The organism is Variovorax paradoxus, from assembly GCA_016806145.1.
GTDB lineage: Bacteria > Pseudomonadota > Gammaproteobacteria > Burkholderiales > Burkholderiaceae_C > Variovorax.
Genome location: CP063166.1, coordinates 4,174,997 through 4,192,422 on the forward strand (window position 1 = coordinate 4,174,997; position 17,426 = coordinate 4,192,422).

At 69.1% G+C, this 17,426-nt stretch carries 14 protein-coding genes; 5 read left to right on the forward strand and 9 right to left on the reverse strand.

The window, feature by feature from the left end:
- Positions 1 to 16: 16 nt before the first annotated feature.
- The 3 genes from INQ48_19590 to INQ48_19600 are packed head-to-tail and all read right to left on the reverse strand — an operon-like array spanning position 17 to position 2,126.
- Positions 17 to 439: an acyl-CoA thioesterase gene (locus INQ48_19590; GenBank protein ID QRF55591.1), complete on the reverse strand. Its 423-nt coding sequence runs from the start codon at positions 437 to 439 to the stop codon at positions 17 to 19.
- Positions 436 to 1,329 (reverse strand): DMT family transporter, encoded by an 894-nt coding sequence (locus tag INQ48_19595; GenBank protein ID QRF60807.1) that lies wholly within the window; start codon positions 1,327 to 1,329, stop codon positions 436 to 438. Before INQ48_19595 ends, INQ48_19590 begins: the two co-directional genes overlap by 4 nt.
- A 14-nt stretch (positions 1,330 to 1,343) precedes the next feature.
- Complete coding sequence (locus INQ48_19600; GenBank protein ID QRF55592.1) at positions 1,344 to 2,126, reverse strand: SDR family oxidoreductase; 783 nt, start codon at positions 2,124 to 2,126, stop codon at positions 1,344 to 1,346.
- A gap of 139 nt (positions 2,127 to 2,265) precedes the next feature.
- On the opposite strand from INQ48_19600, the gene INQ48_19605 reads away from it, so the two are divergent.
- Positions 2,266 to 3,969, forward strand: coding sequence for an electron transfer flavoprotein-ubiquinone oxidoreductase (locus tag INQ48_19605; GenBank protein QRF55593.1), 1,704 nt, complete (start codon positions 2,266 to 2,268; stop codon positions 3,967 to 3,969).
- A gap of 183 nt (positions 3,970 to 4,152) precedes the next feature.
- Here the strand turns inward: INQ48_19605 and INQ48_19610 are convergent, their stop codons facing one another.
- The 6 genes from INQ48_19610 to INQ48_19635 all read right to left on the reverse strand — a co-directional run bounded on the left by INQ48_19610 (position 4,153) and on the right by INQ48_19635 (position 13,384).
- Positions 4,153 to 5,232 carry a hypothetical protein gene (locus INQ48_19610; GenBank protein QRF55594.1) on the reverse strand — a complete coding sequence of 360 codons (1,080 nt, stop codon included), beginning with the start codon at positions 5,230 to 5,232 and terminating at the stop codon, positions 4,153 to 4,155.
- Positions 5,229 to 6,116 carry a hypothetical protein gene (locus tag INQ48_19615; GenBank protein QRF55595.1) on the reverse strand — a complete coding sequence of 296 codons (888 nt, stop codon included), beginning with the start codon at positions 6,114 to 6,116 and terminating at the stop codon, positions 5,229 to 5,231. Before INQ48_19615 ends, INQ48_19610 begins: the two co-directional genes overlap by 4 nt.
- Before the next feature lie 357 nt (positions 6,117 to 6,473).
- Positions 6,474 to 10,130, reverse strand: coding sequence for a hydantoinase B/oxoprolinase family protein (locus tag INQ48_19620; protein ID QRF55596.1), 3,657 nt, complete (start codon positions 10,128 to 10,130; stop codon positions 6,474 to 6,476).
- A 44-nt stretch (positions 10,131 to 10,174) separates the two neighbouring features.
- The gene (locus tag INQ48_19625) at positions 10,175 to 11,407 is read right to left on the reverse strand and encodes an MFS transporter (GenBank protein QRF60808.1); all 1,233 of its coding nucleotides are present in this window, start codon (positions 11,405 to 11,407) and stop codon (positions 10,175 to 10,177) included.
- Positions 11,408 to 11,574: 167 nt separating this feature from the next.
- Complete coding sequence (locus INQ48_19630; protein QRF55597.1) at positions 11,575 to 12,390, reverse strand: putative hydro-lyase; 816 nt, start codon at positions 12,388 to 12,390, stop codon at positions 11,575 to 11,577.
- Between the two features lie 88 nt (positions 12,391 to 12,478).
- Positions 12,479 to 13,384 carry a LysR family transcriptional regulator gene (locus INQ48_19635; GenBank protein QRF55598.1) on the reverse strand — a complete coding sequence of 302 codons (906 nt, stop codon included), beginning with the start codon at positions 13,382 to 13,384 and terminating at the stop codon, positions 12,479 to 12,481.
- An 85-nt stretch (positions 13,385 to 13,469) separates the two neighbouring features.
- On the opposite strand from INQ48_19635, the gene INQ48_19640 reads away from it, so the two are divergent.
- From INQ48_19640 to INQ48_19655, 4 genes are all read left to right on the forward strand, one after another.
- Entirely contained in the window at positions 13,470 to 14,489 is a 1,020-nt protein-coding gene (locus INQ48_19640; protein ID QRF55599.1) for an NAD-dependent epimerase/dehydratase family protein, read from the forward strand.
- A gap of 44 nt (positions 14,490 to 14,533) precedes the next feature.
- On the forward strand, positions 14,534 to 15,508 hold the full coding sequence (locus INQ48_19645) for a TRAP transporter substrate-binding protein (protein ID QRF55600.1): 975 nt from the start codon (positions 14,534 to 14,536) through the stop codon (positions 15,506 to 15,508).
- 91 nt (positions 15,509 to 15,599) lie between these two features.
- Entirely contained in the window at positions 15,600 to 16,112 is a 513-nt protein-coding gene (locus INQ48_19650; protein ID QRF55601.1) for a TRAP transporter small permease, read from the forward strand.
- Between the two features lie 11 nt (positions 16,113 to 16,123).
- The gene (locus INQ48_19655; GenBank protein QRF55602.1) at positions 16,124 to 17,416 is read left to right on the forward strand and encodes a TRAP transporter large permease; all 1,293 of its coding nucleotides are present in this window, start codon (positions 16,124 to 16,126) and stop codon (positions 17,414 to 17,416) included.
- The last annotated feature ends 10 nt before the right edge of the window (positions 17,417 to 17,426 follow it).

Genomic DNA, 17,426 nt, shown 5'->3' on the forward strand with positions numbered 1-17,426 from the left:
GCGCCGGCGCCCGCGCTCAGTCGCTAACCAGCGCGCGCAGCCAGTCGGGCAGTGCCAGCGCCTTCTGCTTCGGGAAGTCGACCCAGATCGTGGTCGCGCCGCCCGCGGCGCAGATCACATCGGGCTGGTCGGCGCGCGCCATCGTGGCCCAGCTCTCGAAGGTGGTGCGGCCCGGGTCGCTCACGTACATCTTGAGCAGCACGTTGCCCGGGTACTCGATCTGGCGGTAGAAGTTGCAGAAGGCGTTCACGATCACCATGCCCTCGCCGCCGGGCTCGGGCTCGAAGCCGATCGAATGCATCCAGTCGATGCGCGCGGTCTCGAGGTAGCGGAAGTAGGTGCCGTTGTTGAGATGGCCCATCGCATCCATGTCGCCCCAGCGGATCGGGATCGACATTTCGTAGACCAGTTTCTTCTTCTCGGGGATTTCGATTCTCATCGGTGGGCCTTGATCGAGGCGAGGATGCCGAGGACGAACAGCAGCGCCGCCACCAGCTCGGTGGCCTGCGGCCAGCGGCCGTCCCAGACGAAGGAATAGACCAGCGCGAACAGCGTCTCGCTCACGATGAGCTGGCCGCAGAGGCTGGCCGACAGCCGCTGGCTCGCGACGTTCCAGAGGATGGTGGCGAGCCACGAGGAGCCGAAGCCGCCCGCGAGCGCCAGCACGACGAACAGCAGGCCCTCGGGCTGGGCCTGCAGCGCCGCGAGGTCGCTGCCGGCCGCGAGCCAGAGGCCGATGGCGCCCAGGCCGGTGGCGATGCCGAGCCAGTTGGCCCAGTCGGCCGCGTGGACCTCGGTGTGGCGCTGCAGCCAGGCCGCGTTGAGCAGGCCGTAGACGGTCCAGCTCGCCATCGCGCCGAGCGAGAGCACGATGCCCCAGGCGAACTGCCCGCCGCCGTGCGCGCCGCCCTGCCGGGCCGACCACGCGCCCCAGATCATCAGCGCGATGCCGGCGCCGGTGAGCAGCAGGCCCGGCAGCAGCGCGGCCATGCGCAGCCCCGGCGGACGGCCCAGCAGCATCATCCAGACCGGGATGGTGCCGATGATGAGGCTGGGCACCTCGGTGCCCGCGGCCACGATGCCGAAGGCCAGCAGCAGGTAATAGCCGCTGAAGCCCAGCACGCTGAGGCCGAGGGCGGCCAGTGCCTGGCGGCCCGTGGGCCAGCGCCGCGCCGCGGGCCGCGCGAACACGGCCAGCGCCGATACGGCGCCGAAGACGGCGAAGCGCGCCGAGACGATGTCGACCATGCCGAAGTGCCCGACCATGCGCGGCACGACGAACACCAGCCCCCAGAGCGCCCCCGCGCCCAGGCCGGCCGCGATGCCGATCCAGGCGCGCGGGCTCAGAGCGCGAACCCGTCGTCGGCCGCGATCACGGCGCCGTTCACGAAATGGCTCTCGCCGCTGGCCAGCAGCACGATCAGACCGTCGAGGTCCTCGGGCTTGCCCACGCGCTTGCGCGGCAGCATGCTCACGAGCTTGGCGCCGCCCTCGGTGCTCCAGTGCGATTCGTTGATCTCGGTCTCGATGTAGCCCGGGCACAGCGCGTTGACGTTGATGCCGAAGCGGCCCCATTCGAGCGCCATGGCCTTGGTCATCTGGATCAGCGCGGCCTTGCTCATGGCGTAGACGCCGATCTGCGGCAGCACCTTGAGCCCGGCCACCGAGGCGATGTTGATGATGCGCCCGCCGATGTAGGTGCCCGGCGCCGCGCCCTTGGCACGCGCCAGCATGCGCTTGCCGACCTCCTGCGCGACGAAGAACGAGCCCTTGAGGTTGGCGTCGAAGATGAAGTCGTAGTCCTCGGGCGTCACGTCCTGCAGCCGCTGGGTGGTGCTCACGCCCGAGTTGTTGACCAGCACGTCGATGGCGCCGACCTCGGTCTCGGCGCGGGCCACCGCGGCCTTGATGCTGCCGATGTCGGTCACGTCGAGCTCGACCACGTGGGCGTCGCCGCCCTCGCCCTGGATGCGGGCGCGCAGCTCCTTGAGCTTGTCGACGCGCCGGCTCGCGAGCACCACGGCGGCACCCGCGCGCGCCAGCGTTTTCGCGAACTGCGCGCCGAGGCCGCTCGAGGCGCCGGTGACGAAGGCCACGCGGCCCGAGAGATCGATGCTGTACGCCATTGGAGTGCTGTTCCTGTGGAGTCGCGAAGGCGACGTGAAAACACGGGCGACACGCCCCGCGGGGCAGCCCGTGGCGCCCGCATAAAATGCCCCGCAGCCACGAAGCGCCAGTGCCTCCCATCATATCGACGAGACCCCCATGACCCACGACGAAATTCTTGCCCAGTTCGGTCCCCGCGAAGCCATGGAGTACGACGTCGTTGTCGTCGGTGGCGGGCCGGCCGGCCTCTCGACCGCGATCCGCCTCAAGCAGCTCGCCGCCCAGCACGAGAAGGAGGTCTCGGTCGTGGTGCTCGAGAAGGGCTCCGAGCCCGGCGCCCACATCCTGTCGGGCGCCATCATGGACCCGCGCGCGCTCAACGAGCTGCTGCCCGACTGGAAGGAACTCGGCGCGCCGCTGAACCAGCCCGTGACCGACGACGCGATGGTGTTCCTCGGCGAGAAGGCCAGCCTGCGCACGCCCAACGCCTTCCTGCCCGACTGCTTCCAGAACCACGGCAACTACATCATCAGCCTCGGCGCCTTCACCAAGTGGCTGGCGCAGCAGGCCGAGAACCTCGGCGTCGAGATCTTCCCGGGCTTCCCGGCCGCCGAGGTGCTCTACGACGAGAAGGGGGCCGTGCGCGGCGTTGCCACCGGCAACATGGGCGTGGGCAAGGACGGCGAGCCGACCGAGAACTTCCAGCTCGGCATGGAGCTGCTGGGCAAGTACACGGTGTTCGCCGAGGGTGCGCGCGGCCACCTGGGCCGCCAGCTGATCGCCAAATTCAAGCTCGACGAGGGAAAGGACCCGCAGACCTACGGCCTGGGCGTCAAGGAAGTCTGGGAGATCGATCCCCAGCGCCACGTGCCCGGCTTCGTGCTGCACACGGCCGGCTGGCCGATGAAGAGCGACACCTACGGCGGCGCCTTCCTCTATCACATGGAGGACAACAAGGTCACCATGGGCTTCATCACGGGCCTGGACTACAGCAACCCCTACCTGAGCCCGTTCGAGGAAATGCAGCGCTGGAAGCTGCACCCCAACATTCGCTGGTACCTCGAAGGCGACGAGGCCAAGGGCATCAAGCCCGCCAAGCGCATCGGCTACGGCGCGCGCGCGATCACGGCCGGCGGCCTGCAGTCGCTGCCCAAGACGGTGTTCCCGGGCGGCGCACTGGTCGGCTGCGAGGCCGGCTACCTCAACGTGAGCCGCATCAAGGGCAGCCACGCCGCGATCAAGACCGGCATGCTGGCCGCCGAAGCCGCCTTCGACGCGCTGCAGGCCGGCCGCCAGCACGACGAGCTCACGGCCTATCCGGCGGCGTTCGAGAAGAGCTGGCTGCATGCCGAACTCAAGAAGGCTCGCAACTTCAAGGCCTGGTTCAAGAAGGGCCTGCTGGTCGCGACGCTGATGAACGGCATCGAGCAATGGCTGCTCAAGGGCAACATCCCCTGGACGCTGCGCCGCACCAAGCCCGACCACCAGTACCTGAAGCCGGCCGCGGAATGCCAGCCGATCGCCTACCCCAAGCCCGACGGCAAGCTCACCTTCGACCGGCTCTCGAGCGTGTTCATCAGCAACACCAACCACGAGGAACAGCAACCGGCCCACCTGACGCTGAAGGATGCGTCGGTGCCGGTCAACGTCAACCTCGCGAAGTTCGCGGGCCCCGAAAGCCGCTATTGCCCGGCGGGCGTGTACGAGTTCGTGCCCGACGAAGGCAGCGCGGGCAAGCAGCGGCTGCAGATCAACGCGCAGAACTGCGTGCACTGCAAGACCTGCGACATCAAGGATCCGACGCAGAACATCGTGTGGGTCACGCCTGAAGGGGGCGGTGGGCCTAACTACGTGGGGATGTGAGGTCTGTTTTCTGGGGCCCTCTTCGGAGGGCCTTTTTGCTTTTGCTCGTTCTCGTTCGGGGTGCGTGCACAGGACAGCGGGTGCTTCCCTCCGCGAATGTCCCCCGGCCTTCGGCCTCCTCCTTTATTTCGCTGCGGGAAGCACCCGCTGCCCTGTGCACGGGAGGCGCTGCGGGGCTGTCGGTCACGCGAGGTACGTGGCTACCTCTTCGGCTGTGAGGAAGCGCACTACCGTCACCTGTGGCTTCTGCTCCGAATGGAAGGTCTGGTTGAAGCCGTTCCAACCCCGCGCGGGCTTGTCTTCGGTTTCCAGTGCGACGAGCACCAGCTTTCCCTGCCGGCGCGCGTTCTCGCGCAAGGTGCCTTCACCCCAGGCCCAGGCCATGCGGTCGACGAGTTCACCACCGGCATAGGCCTTGGCCTGCAGCCAGAGGTACTGGGCCGAGTCGCTGTCGCGCGACTCGTCGTCGGCGCCGAGGCGGTCGGCCAGCGGTTGGCGTATGCCCAAGGTCTTCGCATGCACGCTGAACAGGTCCTGCAGCAGCGAGAAGGCGTGGAAGTTGTTGTTGATGCCGTGGGCGCGCACGATCATCCCGGCGTTCGAAGCCGGCAGCAGCACGACCAGCTCGTCCTCGTAGGCCATCTGGGCGGCGCGGTGCAGGAAGTGCAACTCCTCGAAGGGCAAGGTGCCGTTGACCGACAACGCCTCGATGCGCGCGCGCAGCGCCTCGTCGGCCAGCAGTTCGCGGTGGTTGCGCACATCGCGCGTCAGCATCGCCATCAGCGGCAGCACCAGCAGGTCGACCGCCTGCCGACTCGCTTCGACCTGCAGACGCTCGGCCGGCGGCAGCGCCTCGAGCGCGGCTTCGGCGGCGCGCCAGGCGAGGACATCGGCCGGTTCCTCCTCGGGCGCTTCTTCCTCTTCATCGTCCTCCATCGGCTCCGCGGCGCCATAGGGTGCGAGCGATGCGAGCAGTTGGGCCAGGCGCCGCAGCGCCGCCGGAAACAGCAACCGCGGATCGGCACCGTTCTCCACCAGCCCGCCGCAGAGGATCGCGAACAGCGCGGCGCGCAGCGGATGCAGTTCGGGCAGCAGTGCGGCCGCGGTTTGCAGCACCTCGTCGCCCGTTCCCTCCTGTACCGTCGCGCGGTAGAAGTCGGACACCGCATCGCGATCGAAGAAACCGGCCTGCGTATCGAGGTCGTCCTCATGCAGCACGGGCAGACGCAGAACGTCGAGAAAATCCGGTGGCAACGCTTTCATGCAGGAGAGCGTAGCGCAGCCGCCCCCACCGGCCCGATGCGTTCGTACTTGGTCACGCAATGCATGCCATGCCCCTGCTCGGCCACGAACAGGCTGCCATCGGCCGCGCCCCACAGCCCATGGCCATACACGCCGAAAGTGCGAAAGCGCCCCAGCACGGCGCCCGAGAGATCGAGCCGGCTCACGCGCGGCGCCTGCTCGGTCACGAACACCTCGCTGCCGTTCGACCAGATGTCCATCGGCCGCAGCAGGCCGGTCCACTGCGTCAGATAGCGACCCTCACGATCGAAGAGCTGGATGCGGTCGTTGTCGCGGTCGCACACGGCCACGCGGTCATCCGCCAGTACCCACACACCGTGCGGCGTCGAGAACTCGCCGGGCCCCTGCCCCACGCCGCCCCAGGTCTGCAGATGTCGCCCCTCGGCCGAGAAGCGATGCACACAGGCATTGCCATAGCCATCGCTCACATAGATCTCGCCATCGGGTGCCACCGCCACGTCGGTCGGATGATTGAACGGCGCACCCCAGCGCGGCGCATTGAAGTGGCCGAGTTCGAAACGCGTTTCGAGTGCCGCATCGAGCGCCAGCATCTGGTGAGCGTCGTACGACACGAGGTAGACGTTGTCGGCGCCATCGATGAAGAGACCGTGGCCGCTGGTGAGCCTGGGGTTTTCGTAGATCGTGTCGAGCTCGCCATCGGGTCCGTAGATCAATAGCTGCGGTGACGAGCGCTGCAGCACGAACACGCGGCCGCGGCTGTCGAGCGCCAACTGGCTGATCACGCCGACATTGCCGCGTGGCGAGGGCTTCTGCCAGGGGCGCACCATTCGGTAGTCCGATTGGCCGTCGGTCATGAAGAAGTCTGGTGCTTCGTTGGGTGGCATGAGGATCCTTGCTGGGACTTGCAAGCGTAGGGGCGCTGCTTCATCGCGTCCAACCAGTTTTTCTTTTGGGCCGGGACAGTTTTTTTGTTGAGGTTCGGGGCGCGTGCACAGGACAGCGGGTACTTCCCTCCGCGAATGTCCCCCGCCCTTCGGGCTCCTCCTTAATTTCGCTGCGGGAAGCACCCACTGCCCTGTGCACGAGGAGCGCAGCGGTGGTGCGGCCGGTTCTACGGGCGTGTCCAGGCGCGTGTCGATGGGGTACTCCCCGCAGCGAAATAAAGGAGGAGGCCGCAGGCCGGGGGACATTCGCGGAGGGGAGTACCCCGTCGGCGCGCGCCCGCCCCAGACCTCAAGACCTCAACCCTGAACAGCGCCCCACCCACCCCCACCAGGCGTCTCGATCACGAACACATCCCCCGCTTCCATCTGAACCTGCCCGATGTGATCAAGCGCTTCGACACTCCCATCAGCCCGCTCCACGCGATTGACCCCCACCGCCCCTGCTTCACCACCAGAGCCACCGAACGCACCATGGTGCCGCCCATTGCTGAGGATCGAAGCCGTCATCGGTGCAAGGAACCGAACCCGCCGCACACCCCCGTCGCCACCACGCCAGCGCCCCGCGCCGCCCGACCCCGAACGCAGGCTGTAGCTGTCGAGCCGCACCGGGTAGCGGAACTCCAGCACCTCCGGATCGGTGAGCCGTGAATTGGTCATGTGGGTCTGGACCACGCTCGTGCCGTCGAAGCCCTCGCCCGCGCCGGAACCACCCGAGATGGTCTCGTAGTACTGGTGCGCGCCGTCGCCGAAAGTGAAGTTGTTCATCGTGCATTGGCTCGCCGCCATCACGCCGAGCGCACCGTAGAGCGCATTGGTCACGCAGCTCGAGGTCTCGACGTTGCCGGCCACCACCGCCGCGGGCGGCAGCGGGTTCAGCATGCAGCCGCTGGGCACGATCACCTCGATCGGCTTCAGGCAGCCCGCGTTGAGCGGAATGTCGTCGTCGACCAGCGTGCGGAATACATAGAGCACCGCAGCCATCGTGATCGCGCGCGGCGCATTGAAGTTGTTCGGCAACTGCGCGCTCGTGCCGCTGAAGTCCACCGTCGCCGAGCGCGCGGTCGCGTCGACCTTCACGCGCACTTGGATGCGCGCGCCGTTATCCAGCGGCAGCACGAACTCGCCGTCCTTCAGCGCCGTGATCACGCGACGCACCGACTCCTCGGCGTTGTCCTGCACATGGCCCATGTAGGCCGCCACCGTCTCGCGGCCGAACTGCGCCACCATGGCCTGCAGCTCCTGCACGCCCTTCTCGTTGGCCGCGATCTGCGCGCGCAGGTCGGCCAGGTTCTGCTCGATGTTGCGCGAGGGATGCGCGCCGCCGCCGAGCAATGCGCGGAGTTCGACCTCGCGCAGCCGGCCACCCTCCACCAGCTTGAAGTTGTCGATCAGCACGCCCTCCTCGCCGATGGTCTTCGAGAACGGCGGCATCGAGCCCGGCGTGATGCCGCCCACGTCGGCATGGTGGCCACGCGAGGCCACGTAGAACGAGGGCCGCGCATCGGCCGCGTCGAGGTAGACGGGCGTCACCACCGTGATGTCGGGCAGGTGCGTGCCGCCGTGGTAGGGGTCGTTGAGCACGAACACGTCGCCGGGCTTCATGTCGGGGTTGCAGGCGATCACGGTCTTGATCGACTCGCTCATCGAGCCCAGGTGCACCGGCATATGCGGTGCATTGGCGATCAGGTTGCCCTCGACGTCGAACAGCGCGCACGAGAAGTCCAGCCGCTCCTTGATGTTGACCGAGTAGGCGGTGTTCTGCAACCGCAGCCCCATCTGCTCGGCGATGTTCATGAAGAGGTTGTTGAAGACCTCGAGCATCACCGGGTCGGCGCGGGTGCCGATCGCATGGCTGGTGGCGCGCTCGCGCACGCGGTGCAGCTCCACGCCGTCGGCCGTGGCGCGTGCCTGCCAGCCAGGTTCGACCACGGTGGTGGCATTGCGGCCGGCCAGGATCGCCGGACCGTCGACCACCGCGCCGGGGCGCAGCGCGGCCTCGTCGAACAGCGCGGCATCGCGCCAGCCCGCGGCGGCTTCGTCGGCCTCGCAGTACATGCGCACGGCCGCGAGCGACTCGGGCACATGCGACTCGGCCGTGCCGGTCGCCGCCGCGGCGCGCGTGCGCTCGCCCGCGCCCACCGCCTCGACCGCCACTGCCTCGATCACCAGCGCGCGCTCGCTCATCAGGAACGCGAAGCGCCGGCGGTAGGCCTGCTCGAACTCGTCGCGCATCGCGGCGATGGCCTCGGCGGCCGGCGTGTCCATCGGCAGCGCGCAGGGCAATGCCGTGTCGGTGCCCTCGTAGCGCAGCTGCACGCGGTGCAGCACGCTGATCGCGGCCTCCGCCACGCCCTGCCCGCGCAGTTCCTCCACCGCCTGCCCGGCCAGGCCGATGGCCGCCTCGCGCGCTTCGGCCAGGCCCGCCGCGTCGAGCCGGCGCTCGAGCGCGCGCTCGCGCAGCGCCAGCTGGTCGGCCAGCCCCATGCCGAAGGCCGAGAGCACGCCCGCCAGCGGATGCAGGTAGACGCTGCGCATGCCCAGCGCATCGGCCACCAGGCAGGCATGCTGGCCGCCCGCGCCGCCGAAGCACTGCAGCGTGTATTGCGTGACGTCGTAGCCGCGCGCCACCGAGATCCGCTTGATCGCATTGGCCATGCTCGCCACCGCGATGCGCAGCGCGCCGCTCGCCACCTCCTCGGCACCGACCGCGCGGCCCGTGGCCTCGGTCATGCGCTGCGCCATCGCGGCAAAGCCGCGCTCGGCCGCGTCGCGGTCCAGCGGCTGGTCGGCGCCCGGGCCGAACACCTGCGGGAAGTGCGCGGGCTGGATCTTGCCGAGCAGCACGTTGGCGTCGGTCGTGGTCAGCGGGCCGCCGCGGCGGTAGCTCGCGGGGCCGGGGTTCGCGCCGGCCGACTCGGGACCGACGCGCAGCCGCGCGCCGTCGAAGGAGACGATCGAGCCGCCGCCGGCCGCCACCGTGTGGATGCTCATCATCGGCGCGCGCATGCGCACGCCGGCCACCTGGGTCTCGAACGAGCGCTCGAACTCGCCCGCGTAGTGCGACACGTCGGTCGAGGTGCCGCCCATGTCGAAGCCGATCACGCGCGCATGGCCGGCATCGAGCGCGGTGCGCACCATGCCGACGATGCCGCCGGCCGGGCCCGAGAGGATCGCGTCCTTGCCCTGGAAGCGGTTCGCCTGCGTGAGCCCGCCCGAGCTCTGCATGAAGAACAGCGGCACGCCCGGCATCTGCCGCGACACCTGCTCGACATAGCGGCGCAGGATCGGGCTCAGGTAGGCGTCGACCACCGTCGTGTCGCCGCGCGGCACCAGCTTCATCAGCGGGCTGGTCTTGTGCGACACCGACACCTGCGTGAAACCGATGGCGCGCGCGATGCCCTCGGCCGCCAGCTCGTGCGCCGTGTGGCGCCAGCCGTGCATGAAGACGATGGCGCATGCGCGCAGGCCCTCGTCGAAGGCGGCCTGCAGCTGCGCGCGCAGCGGCGCCTCGTCGAGCGCCTGCACGGTGCCGCCCTGCGCGTCGATGCGCTCGTCGGCCTCGATCACGCGCCGGTACAGCAGCTCGGGCAGCACGATGCGGCGGTCGAACAGCCGCGGCCGCGCCTGGGTGGCGATGCGCAGCGCGTCGCGGAAGCCCTTCGTCGTGACCAGCACCGTGGGCTCGCCCTTGCGCTCGAGCAGCGCGTTGGTAGCCACCGTGGTGCCCATCTTCACGCACGCCACGCGCTCAGGCGTCACGGCCTCGCCCGGTGCTAGCTTCAGCAGGCGGCGGATGCCCTCGACGGCCGCGTCGCGGTACTGCTCGGGGTTCTCCGACAGCAGCTTGAGCGTGTGCAGTCCGCCTTCGGGATCGCGGCCCACGATATCGGTGAAGGTGCCGCCGCGGTCGATCCAGAACTGCCAGCGGGACGGGAGAAGGGTTTGCGTGGTCATGGGGAACGAGGATAGGTGTTCGCGAGGAAAAAAGCGGAATCGGATCAGTTCTGGCGCAGGTCGCGGCCGCGGGTTTCGGGCAGGCACAGCGCCACCACCACGACCATCGCATAGGCCACCGCCGCGCAGATGCCGATGGCCGTGCCCAGCGGCAGGTGCATGCGGTCGCTCAGCACGCCGACCAGCGCCGGAAAGGTGGCGCCGATGCCGCGCCCGAAGTTGTAGCAAAAGCCTTGCCCGGAGCCGCGCAGCTCGTTGGGGAACAGCTCGGCCAGGAAGGCGCCCGCGCCGCTGAAGATGCCCGACATGAAGAAGCCGAGCGGAAAGCCCAGCAGCAGCATCAGGCCGTCGGTGATCGGCAGCAGCGTGTAGGCATAGACCAGCAGGCCGGCGCCGATGGCGAACAGGATGAAGGCGCGGCGGCGGCCCAGCCGGTCCGACAAATAGGCGCCGCAGAGGTAGCCGACGAAGGCACCGACGATGAACATGAACTGGTAGCCGCCCGAGCTCAGCACCGTCAGGTGGCGCTCGTTCTTCAGGAAGGTCGGCAGCCACACGCCGATGGCGTAGTAGCCGCCCTGCATGCCGGTGAACAGCAGGCTCGCGAGCACCGTGGTGCCGAGCACGCCGGGCTTGAAGATCGCGAGGAAGTTGCCGCTGCGCTCGCCGCGCGCCACCGCGGCGCGGGTCTGCACGTAGATCTCGGGGTCGCTGATCGAGCGCCGGATGAAGACGATCAGCAGCGCCGGCAGCAGGCCCAGCAGGAACATCACGCGCCACGAGACCTCGGGCGGCAGGAACGAGAACAGCGCCATCGACACCAGCACCGCCGCGCCCCAGCCCACGGCCCAGCTGCTCTGCACCAGCCCGACCGCCTTGCCGCGGTAGGCCGGCCGGATCATCTCGGCGATCAGCACCGAGCCCACGGCCCATTCGCCGCCGAAGCCCAGGCCCTGCAGCGTGCGCGCCACCAGCAGTTGCCCGGGCGTCTGGGCCAGGCCGCAGGCGAAGGTGAAGATCGCGAACACCAGGATCGTGAGCTGCAGGATGCGCACCCGGCCGTAGCGGTCGGCCAGGATGCCCGCGGCCCAGCCGCCGAGCGCCGAGGCCACCAGGGTCGCGGTGCCGATCAGGCCGACCTCGGTCTTGCTCATGCCCCACAGCGACAGCAGGATCGGCGTGACCAGCGGCAGCGTGTAGTAGTCGAAGGCATCGACCGCGTAGCCGCTGAACGAGGCCGCGAGCGTGCGCTTCTCGTTCGGGTTCAGGGTGCGCAGCCAGTTGGCGTCGCCGGCCTCCGCCGTGCCGTCGACGGGCGTCGGCGCGGTGGCCTCGAGGGTGCTGTTTTTCATGGTGTGTCTTCTCCAGGGTGGGTCGGGGGCGGGAACGGCGCCGCGCGGTCCCTGCCCAGGGACCGGCGGCGATCGGAACCAGGGGCGGCGCGCTACAGCGCGGCGAGCCGGTGGTGCGGCAGGTCGGTGACCAGCATCGCGCCCGGCGCATGCGTGATCGCCAGCGGCAGCCGCGCGGCCGCGAGCGCGGCCTGGGGCGTCACGCCGCAGGCCCAGAACACCGGCAGCTCGTCGGGCATCGCCTCGACGGCATCGCCATAGTCGGGGCGGCCGAGGTCGCGGATGCCGATCAGCGCGGGATCGCCGAGGTGCACCGGCGCGCCGTGCACGGCCGGAAAGCGCGAGGTGATCTGCACCGCGCGGATCGCATCGGCCGCGCGCAGCGGCCGCATCGACACCACCAGCGGCCCGCGGAACGGACCGGCCGGCACCGTCTGCAGCCCGGTGCGGTACATCGCGACGTTGCGGCCCTGCGCCACGTGGCGCAGCGCGATGCCCTCGGCAAGCAGCGCATGCTCGAAGGTGAACGAGCAGCCGATGACGAAGCCGACCATGTCGTCGCGCCACAGCGCGCGCACGTCGGTGGGCTCGTCGACCAGTTCGCCCTCGCGCCAGACGCGGTAGCGCGGCAGGTCGCTGCGCAGGTCGATGTCCTCGCCGAGCGCGGGGAGCGAGGGATCGCCGACCTCGGTCACGCCGAGCAGCGGACAGGGCTTGGGATTGGCCTGGCAGAAGCGCAGGAAGTCGCCCGCGTACGCCTGCGGCAGGATCACGAGGTTGCCCTGCACGTGGGCGCTGGCCAGGCCGCTGGTGTGGCCGCTCAGGCGGCCGTCGCGGGCGGCTTGCCGCACGTCGCGTGCGCTGCTCGCGCCGGTGGGCAGGGAGATCGATTCGTCGTTGGCTGGCATGGCGTTGGCGAGCGGCTGCTTGTCTCTTCGTTGTGGTGGGCGGATTGTGGGAATCCGCGCGCCCGAACGCCAACGCAAAGTTTCTTGCTCAGCTCATCGATTTTTTCGATGACCCAGCGCGGTGCGATCCGTGCACCACGGCGGAACTCACGGCCGGCTCGAGCAGCAGCGAAGAGGGATCGTCGCGATAGCTCGCGTAAATCGGCAAAGGCTCCAGCGTGCCCTCGCTGGGCAGCACGCGCAGCGGCAGCCGTCGCGCGAGCCCATCGACCACCGCGCGCGGCAGGGTGGCCACGCCGAAGCCCGCCTCCACCAACTGCGCCATCGCCGAGATCGACGAGATCGCATGCACGCGCGGCGCCACGCCGCCGGCCTTGCGGAAAAACTCGAGCAGCGCCACGTGCGGCTGCGAGCCGCGCTGGAAGGTCAGCAGGTCGAGCGACAGCAGGTCGGCGATGCGGTAGCGCCGCCGTGGGTGCAGCTCGCGGTGGCCGACGAAGCACATGGCCATCGGCGGCACCGCGCGCGTGCGCACGCCGTCGCCCACCGCGGGCAGCGCGGCGAACACCAGGTCCTGCTTGCCGCGCTGCAGCTGGTCGACCAGCACGGGCGTGGTTTCGACCGTGAGCTCGAGCTCGAAGTCCGGGTAGGTGGCCCGCATGTGCTGGAGCCAGCCGGTGAGCCAGCTGTGCACCACCGACTCGATCGCGCCCACGCGCAGCACCGTCTCGCGCACCGCGCCCGAACCCATCTCGGCCTTGATGTGCATCTGCATCTCGAGCAGCTTCTGCGCGAAGGCATGGAAGCGCTGGCCCGCCACCGTGAGGCGGAACTGCTTGTCGCGGCGGTCGAGCAGCAAGGTGCCGAGCTCGCGCTCGAGCGCGGCGATGCGGCTGGACAGCGCGGACTGCGTGAGGTGCAGCTTCTCGGCGGCGCGCGTCACGCTCTTGAGGGCCACGGCCCAGTGGAAGGCTTCCACGAATCGGAGGTTCATCGTTCGGCTCGGCTGACTGGCGAAGGCGTGAGTGTCGCGCCGGTCGCGCTTATCCTCGAACCCTCGACAGGAGACAAGGACCGACATGCAGATCGTCATCACCGGCGGCGCCGGCTTTCTGGGCGCCCGCCTCGCCCGCACGCTGCTCGCGCAGGGCAGTCTTTCGCTCGCGGGCGCGGCCCCCGCCCCCATCGCCAGGATCACCCTGGTCGACCGCGCGCCGCCGCCGGCCGACCTCGCTGCCGACCCGCGTGTCGCCTTCGTGACTGGCGACCTCAACGACCAGCTCGGCGCCGAAGCCGACGCCACGCCCTGGCGCGAGGCCGAGGCCGTGTTCCACCTCGCGGCCGCGGTCAGCGGCGAGTGCGAGGCCGACTTCGACCTCGGCATGCGCAGCAACTTCGCCGCCACCCACGCCCTGCTCAAGCGCCTGCGCGCGCTCGGCACGCGGCCGGTGCTGGTGTTCTCGAGCTCGCTCGCGGTGTTCGGCGACTCGCCCGAGCAGCCGCTGCCGCCGGTGATCGACGACCACACGCTGCCCACGCCGCAGACCAGCTACGGGATCCAGAAGTTCATCGGCGAGCAGCTGGTGGCCGACTTCACGCGCAAGGGCTTCATCCGCGGGCGCAGCGTGCGGCTGATGACGGTGAGCGTGCGCCCGGGCAAGCCCAACGGCGCGGCCTCGGGCTTCTTCAGCGGCATGATCCGCGAGCCCCTGGCCGGGCTGCGCGCGGCCTGCCCGGTGCCCGACGAGACGCCGGTGGCCGTCGCCTCGCCGGCGCGCACCATCGAGGGGCTGATCCGCGCGGCCGAGGCGAGCGAGGCCGAATGGGGCCCGCGCACGGCCGTGAACCTGCCTTCGCTGTCCACGACCGTCGGCGAGATGGCCGCGGCCCTCGAACGCGTGGCCGGCCCGGCCGCGACCGCGCTGCTCGACCGCACGCCCGAGCCGACGATCCGGCGCATCGTGAAGTCCTGGCCCGGCCGCTTCGACACGCCGCGCGCCCGCGCGCTCGGCCTGGGGTCGGACGACAGCTTCGACGCGGTGATCCGCGAGTACGTCCGTGAAAATCCCGACGCTGTGGTGCTTCCGATTGCGGCATAGTCCGGGGCGCCTGACGCAATCCTGACCAATCCCCCGGAGACACCATGAAACTCGGCCACATCGCCGCCGCCTGCCTTTCGCTCGCCCTGGGCACCAGCGCCCTCGCGCAGCAACCCACCGTCCTGAAGATCGGCTACGCGACCTCGAAGGAGTCGCACTACGGCGTCGGCTCGACCGTGTTCTGCGACGAGGTCGAGAAGGGCACGCAAGGCCGCTTCAAGTGCCAGCACTTCGCCAACTCGGCGCTGGGCGGCGAGCGCGAGCAGATCGAGGCGATCCAGCTCGGCACGCAGGACCTGGTGAACACCTCGACCGGCCCGGTCGGCAACTTCGTGCCCGAGGTCAAGATCGTCGACATCCCGTTCCTGTTCCGCGACTACGCCCATGCGCGCAAGGTCATGGACGGCCCGATCGGCCAGGACATCCTGACCAAGTTCCCGAGCAAGGGCATCGTCGCGCTGGCCTGGACCGAGAACGGCTTCCGCCACATGACGAACAGCAAGCGCGACATCGTCAAGCCCGCCGACGCCGCCGGCCTGAAGATGCGCACGATGGAGAACAAGGTGCACATGGACGGCTACCGCACCTTCGGCATCCTGCCCACGCCGATGGCCTTCCCCGAGCTGTTCGGCGCGCTGCAGCAAGGCACGGTCGACGGCCAGGAGAACCCGATCCCCGTGATCCTGGCCTCGAAGTTCTCGCAGGTGCAGAAGCACCTGTCGCTGACCGGCCACGTCTACTCGCCCGCCCTGCTGCTGCTGTCGCCCAAGGTCTGGAACAAGCTCTCGGACGGCGACAAGAAGGTGTTCGTCGAGGCCGCGAAGAAGGCCGCCATCGCCCAGCGCAAGAAGGTCAACGACGACGAGAACAACGGCATCGCCCAGCTCGAGAAGGACGGCATGAAGGTCACGCGCACGGTCGACGGCGCCGCCTTCCGCGAGGCGCTCAAGCCCGCCTACGCGAGCTACGCCAAGGAATTCGGCGCGGACAACATCAAGAAGATCACGGACGTCCAGTAACAGGCGGCGCCGCGCGGCGCCCCCGACGTCCGAAGAACGCGCCCGGCCCCGCCGGGCGCTTCGTTTTGAGACAGAACCGAGAACAACACACGTGCAAGCCTTCGAGCGCTATTTCCTCGCCGCCAACCGCTGGGCGCTGATCCTCCTCTTGGCCGCGATGTCGGTCATCATCTTCACCAACGTCGTGCTGCGCTACACCACCAGCCAGTCGATCGAGTGGGCCGAGGAGGTGTCGCGCCACATGATGATCTGGCTGACCTTCATCGGCGCCGGCCCGGTGCTGCGCTACGGCGGGCACATCGCGGTCGAGAACCTGCAGGACGCGCTGCCGCGCCAGGCCGCGATCGCGCTGCGCATCGTGGTCGCCTCGCTGCTGTTCGCCTTCTTCGGCTTCATGGTCTGGTACGGCTGGCTCTACATGGAACGCACCATGTTCCAGCTCACCGCGGTGACGCAGATCCCCTTCGCCTACATCTACAGCGCGATGCTGATCGGCGGCGTGCTCTTGATCGTGCACTGGCTGCTGGTGGTGCGCGGCTACGTGATGAACCGCGAGTTCGCGTCCGACGCGCACTTCGACGCCAACGCCTCGGCGTCGCTGTAAGGAGAACGACCATGGATGCCAGCGTCGTTCTGATCGTCTCCGCCTGCGTGTTCCTCGCGATCGGCGTGCCCGTGGCCTTCGCGCTCGGGCTGTCCACCGCCACCACGCTGATCCTCGCCGAGAGCTATCCACTGATGGTGCTGCTGAAGGAAACCTTCACCGGCATCGACAGCTTCCCGCTGATGGCGGTGCCCTTCTTCATCCTCGCGGCCGAGCTCATGAGCGGCGGCTCGCTGACCGAGGTGCTGCTGCGCTTCGCGGGCCAGTTCGTGGGCCACCGCCGCGGCGGCCTGGGCTACACCAACGTGGTCTCGCTGACCTTCTTCTCGGGCATCTCGGGCTCGGCGCTGGCCGACGCCGCGGGCCCGGGCTCGATGCTGATCAAGATGATGGACAAGGCCGGCTACGACCGCTCCTACGCGGCGGCGCTCACGGCCTCGACCGCGATCGTGGGGCCGATCATCCCGCCCTCGATCATCATGATCATCTATGCGCTGCAGGACGAGAGCGTGTCGGTAGGCACCCTGTTCGCGGCCGGCATCCTGCCGGGCATCCTGATCGCGGTGGCGATGTGCCTGGTCAACTACCACGTCTCGAAGAAGCGCAACTACAAGGGCGACGGCCAGACCCCGCCGCTGCGCGAGATCCTGGTCACGACCTGGAAGGCGATCCCCGCGATCCTGCTGCCGGTGGTGATCCTCGGCGGCATGCGCGCGGGCTGGTTCACGCCCACCGAGGCCTCGGTGGTGGCGGTGTTCTACGCGCTGGTGTGCGGCAAGTTCGTCTACCGCACGCTCGAGTGGAAGATGCTGCCCGACATCCTCTCGCGCTCGGCACTGCTGTCGGCCTCGGTGCTGATCATCATCGGTCTGTCGGCCTCCTTCGCCTGGGTGCTGACCATCGAGGGCATCCCGCAGCAGATGGCCGAATGGCTGATCGGCATGAACCTCTCGCCGTGGATGTTCCTGGTCATCGTCAACGTGTTCCTGCTGCTGTTCGGCATCTTCATCGAGCCGCTGCCGGGCGTGATGGTGCTGGCGCCGATCCTCGCGCCGGTGGCGATCAAGCTCGGCGTCGATCCGGTGCACTTCGCGATGATCGTGATCTTCAACCTCACGCTGGGCATGATCACGCCGCCCGTGGGCGGGCTGCTGTTCGTGACCTGCAATGTGTCGAAGGTGCCGATGTCGGCGCTGGTGCGCGAGCTCGTGCCCTTCCTCTGGGCCCATGGCGCGGTGCTGCTGATCCTGACCTTCGTGCCCGCGCTCAGCACCTGGCTGCCGCACGTGCTCGGCTTCAAGTAGCGGGGCACGG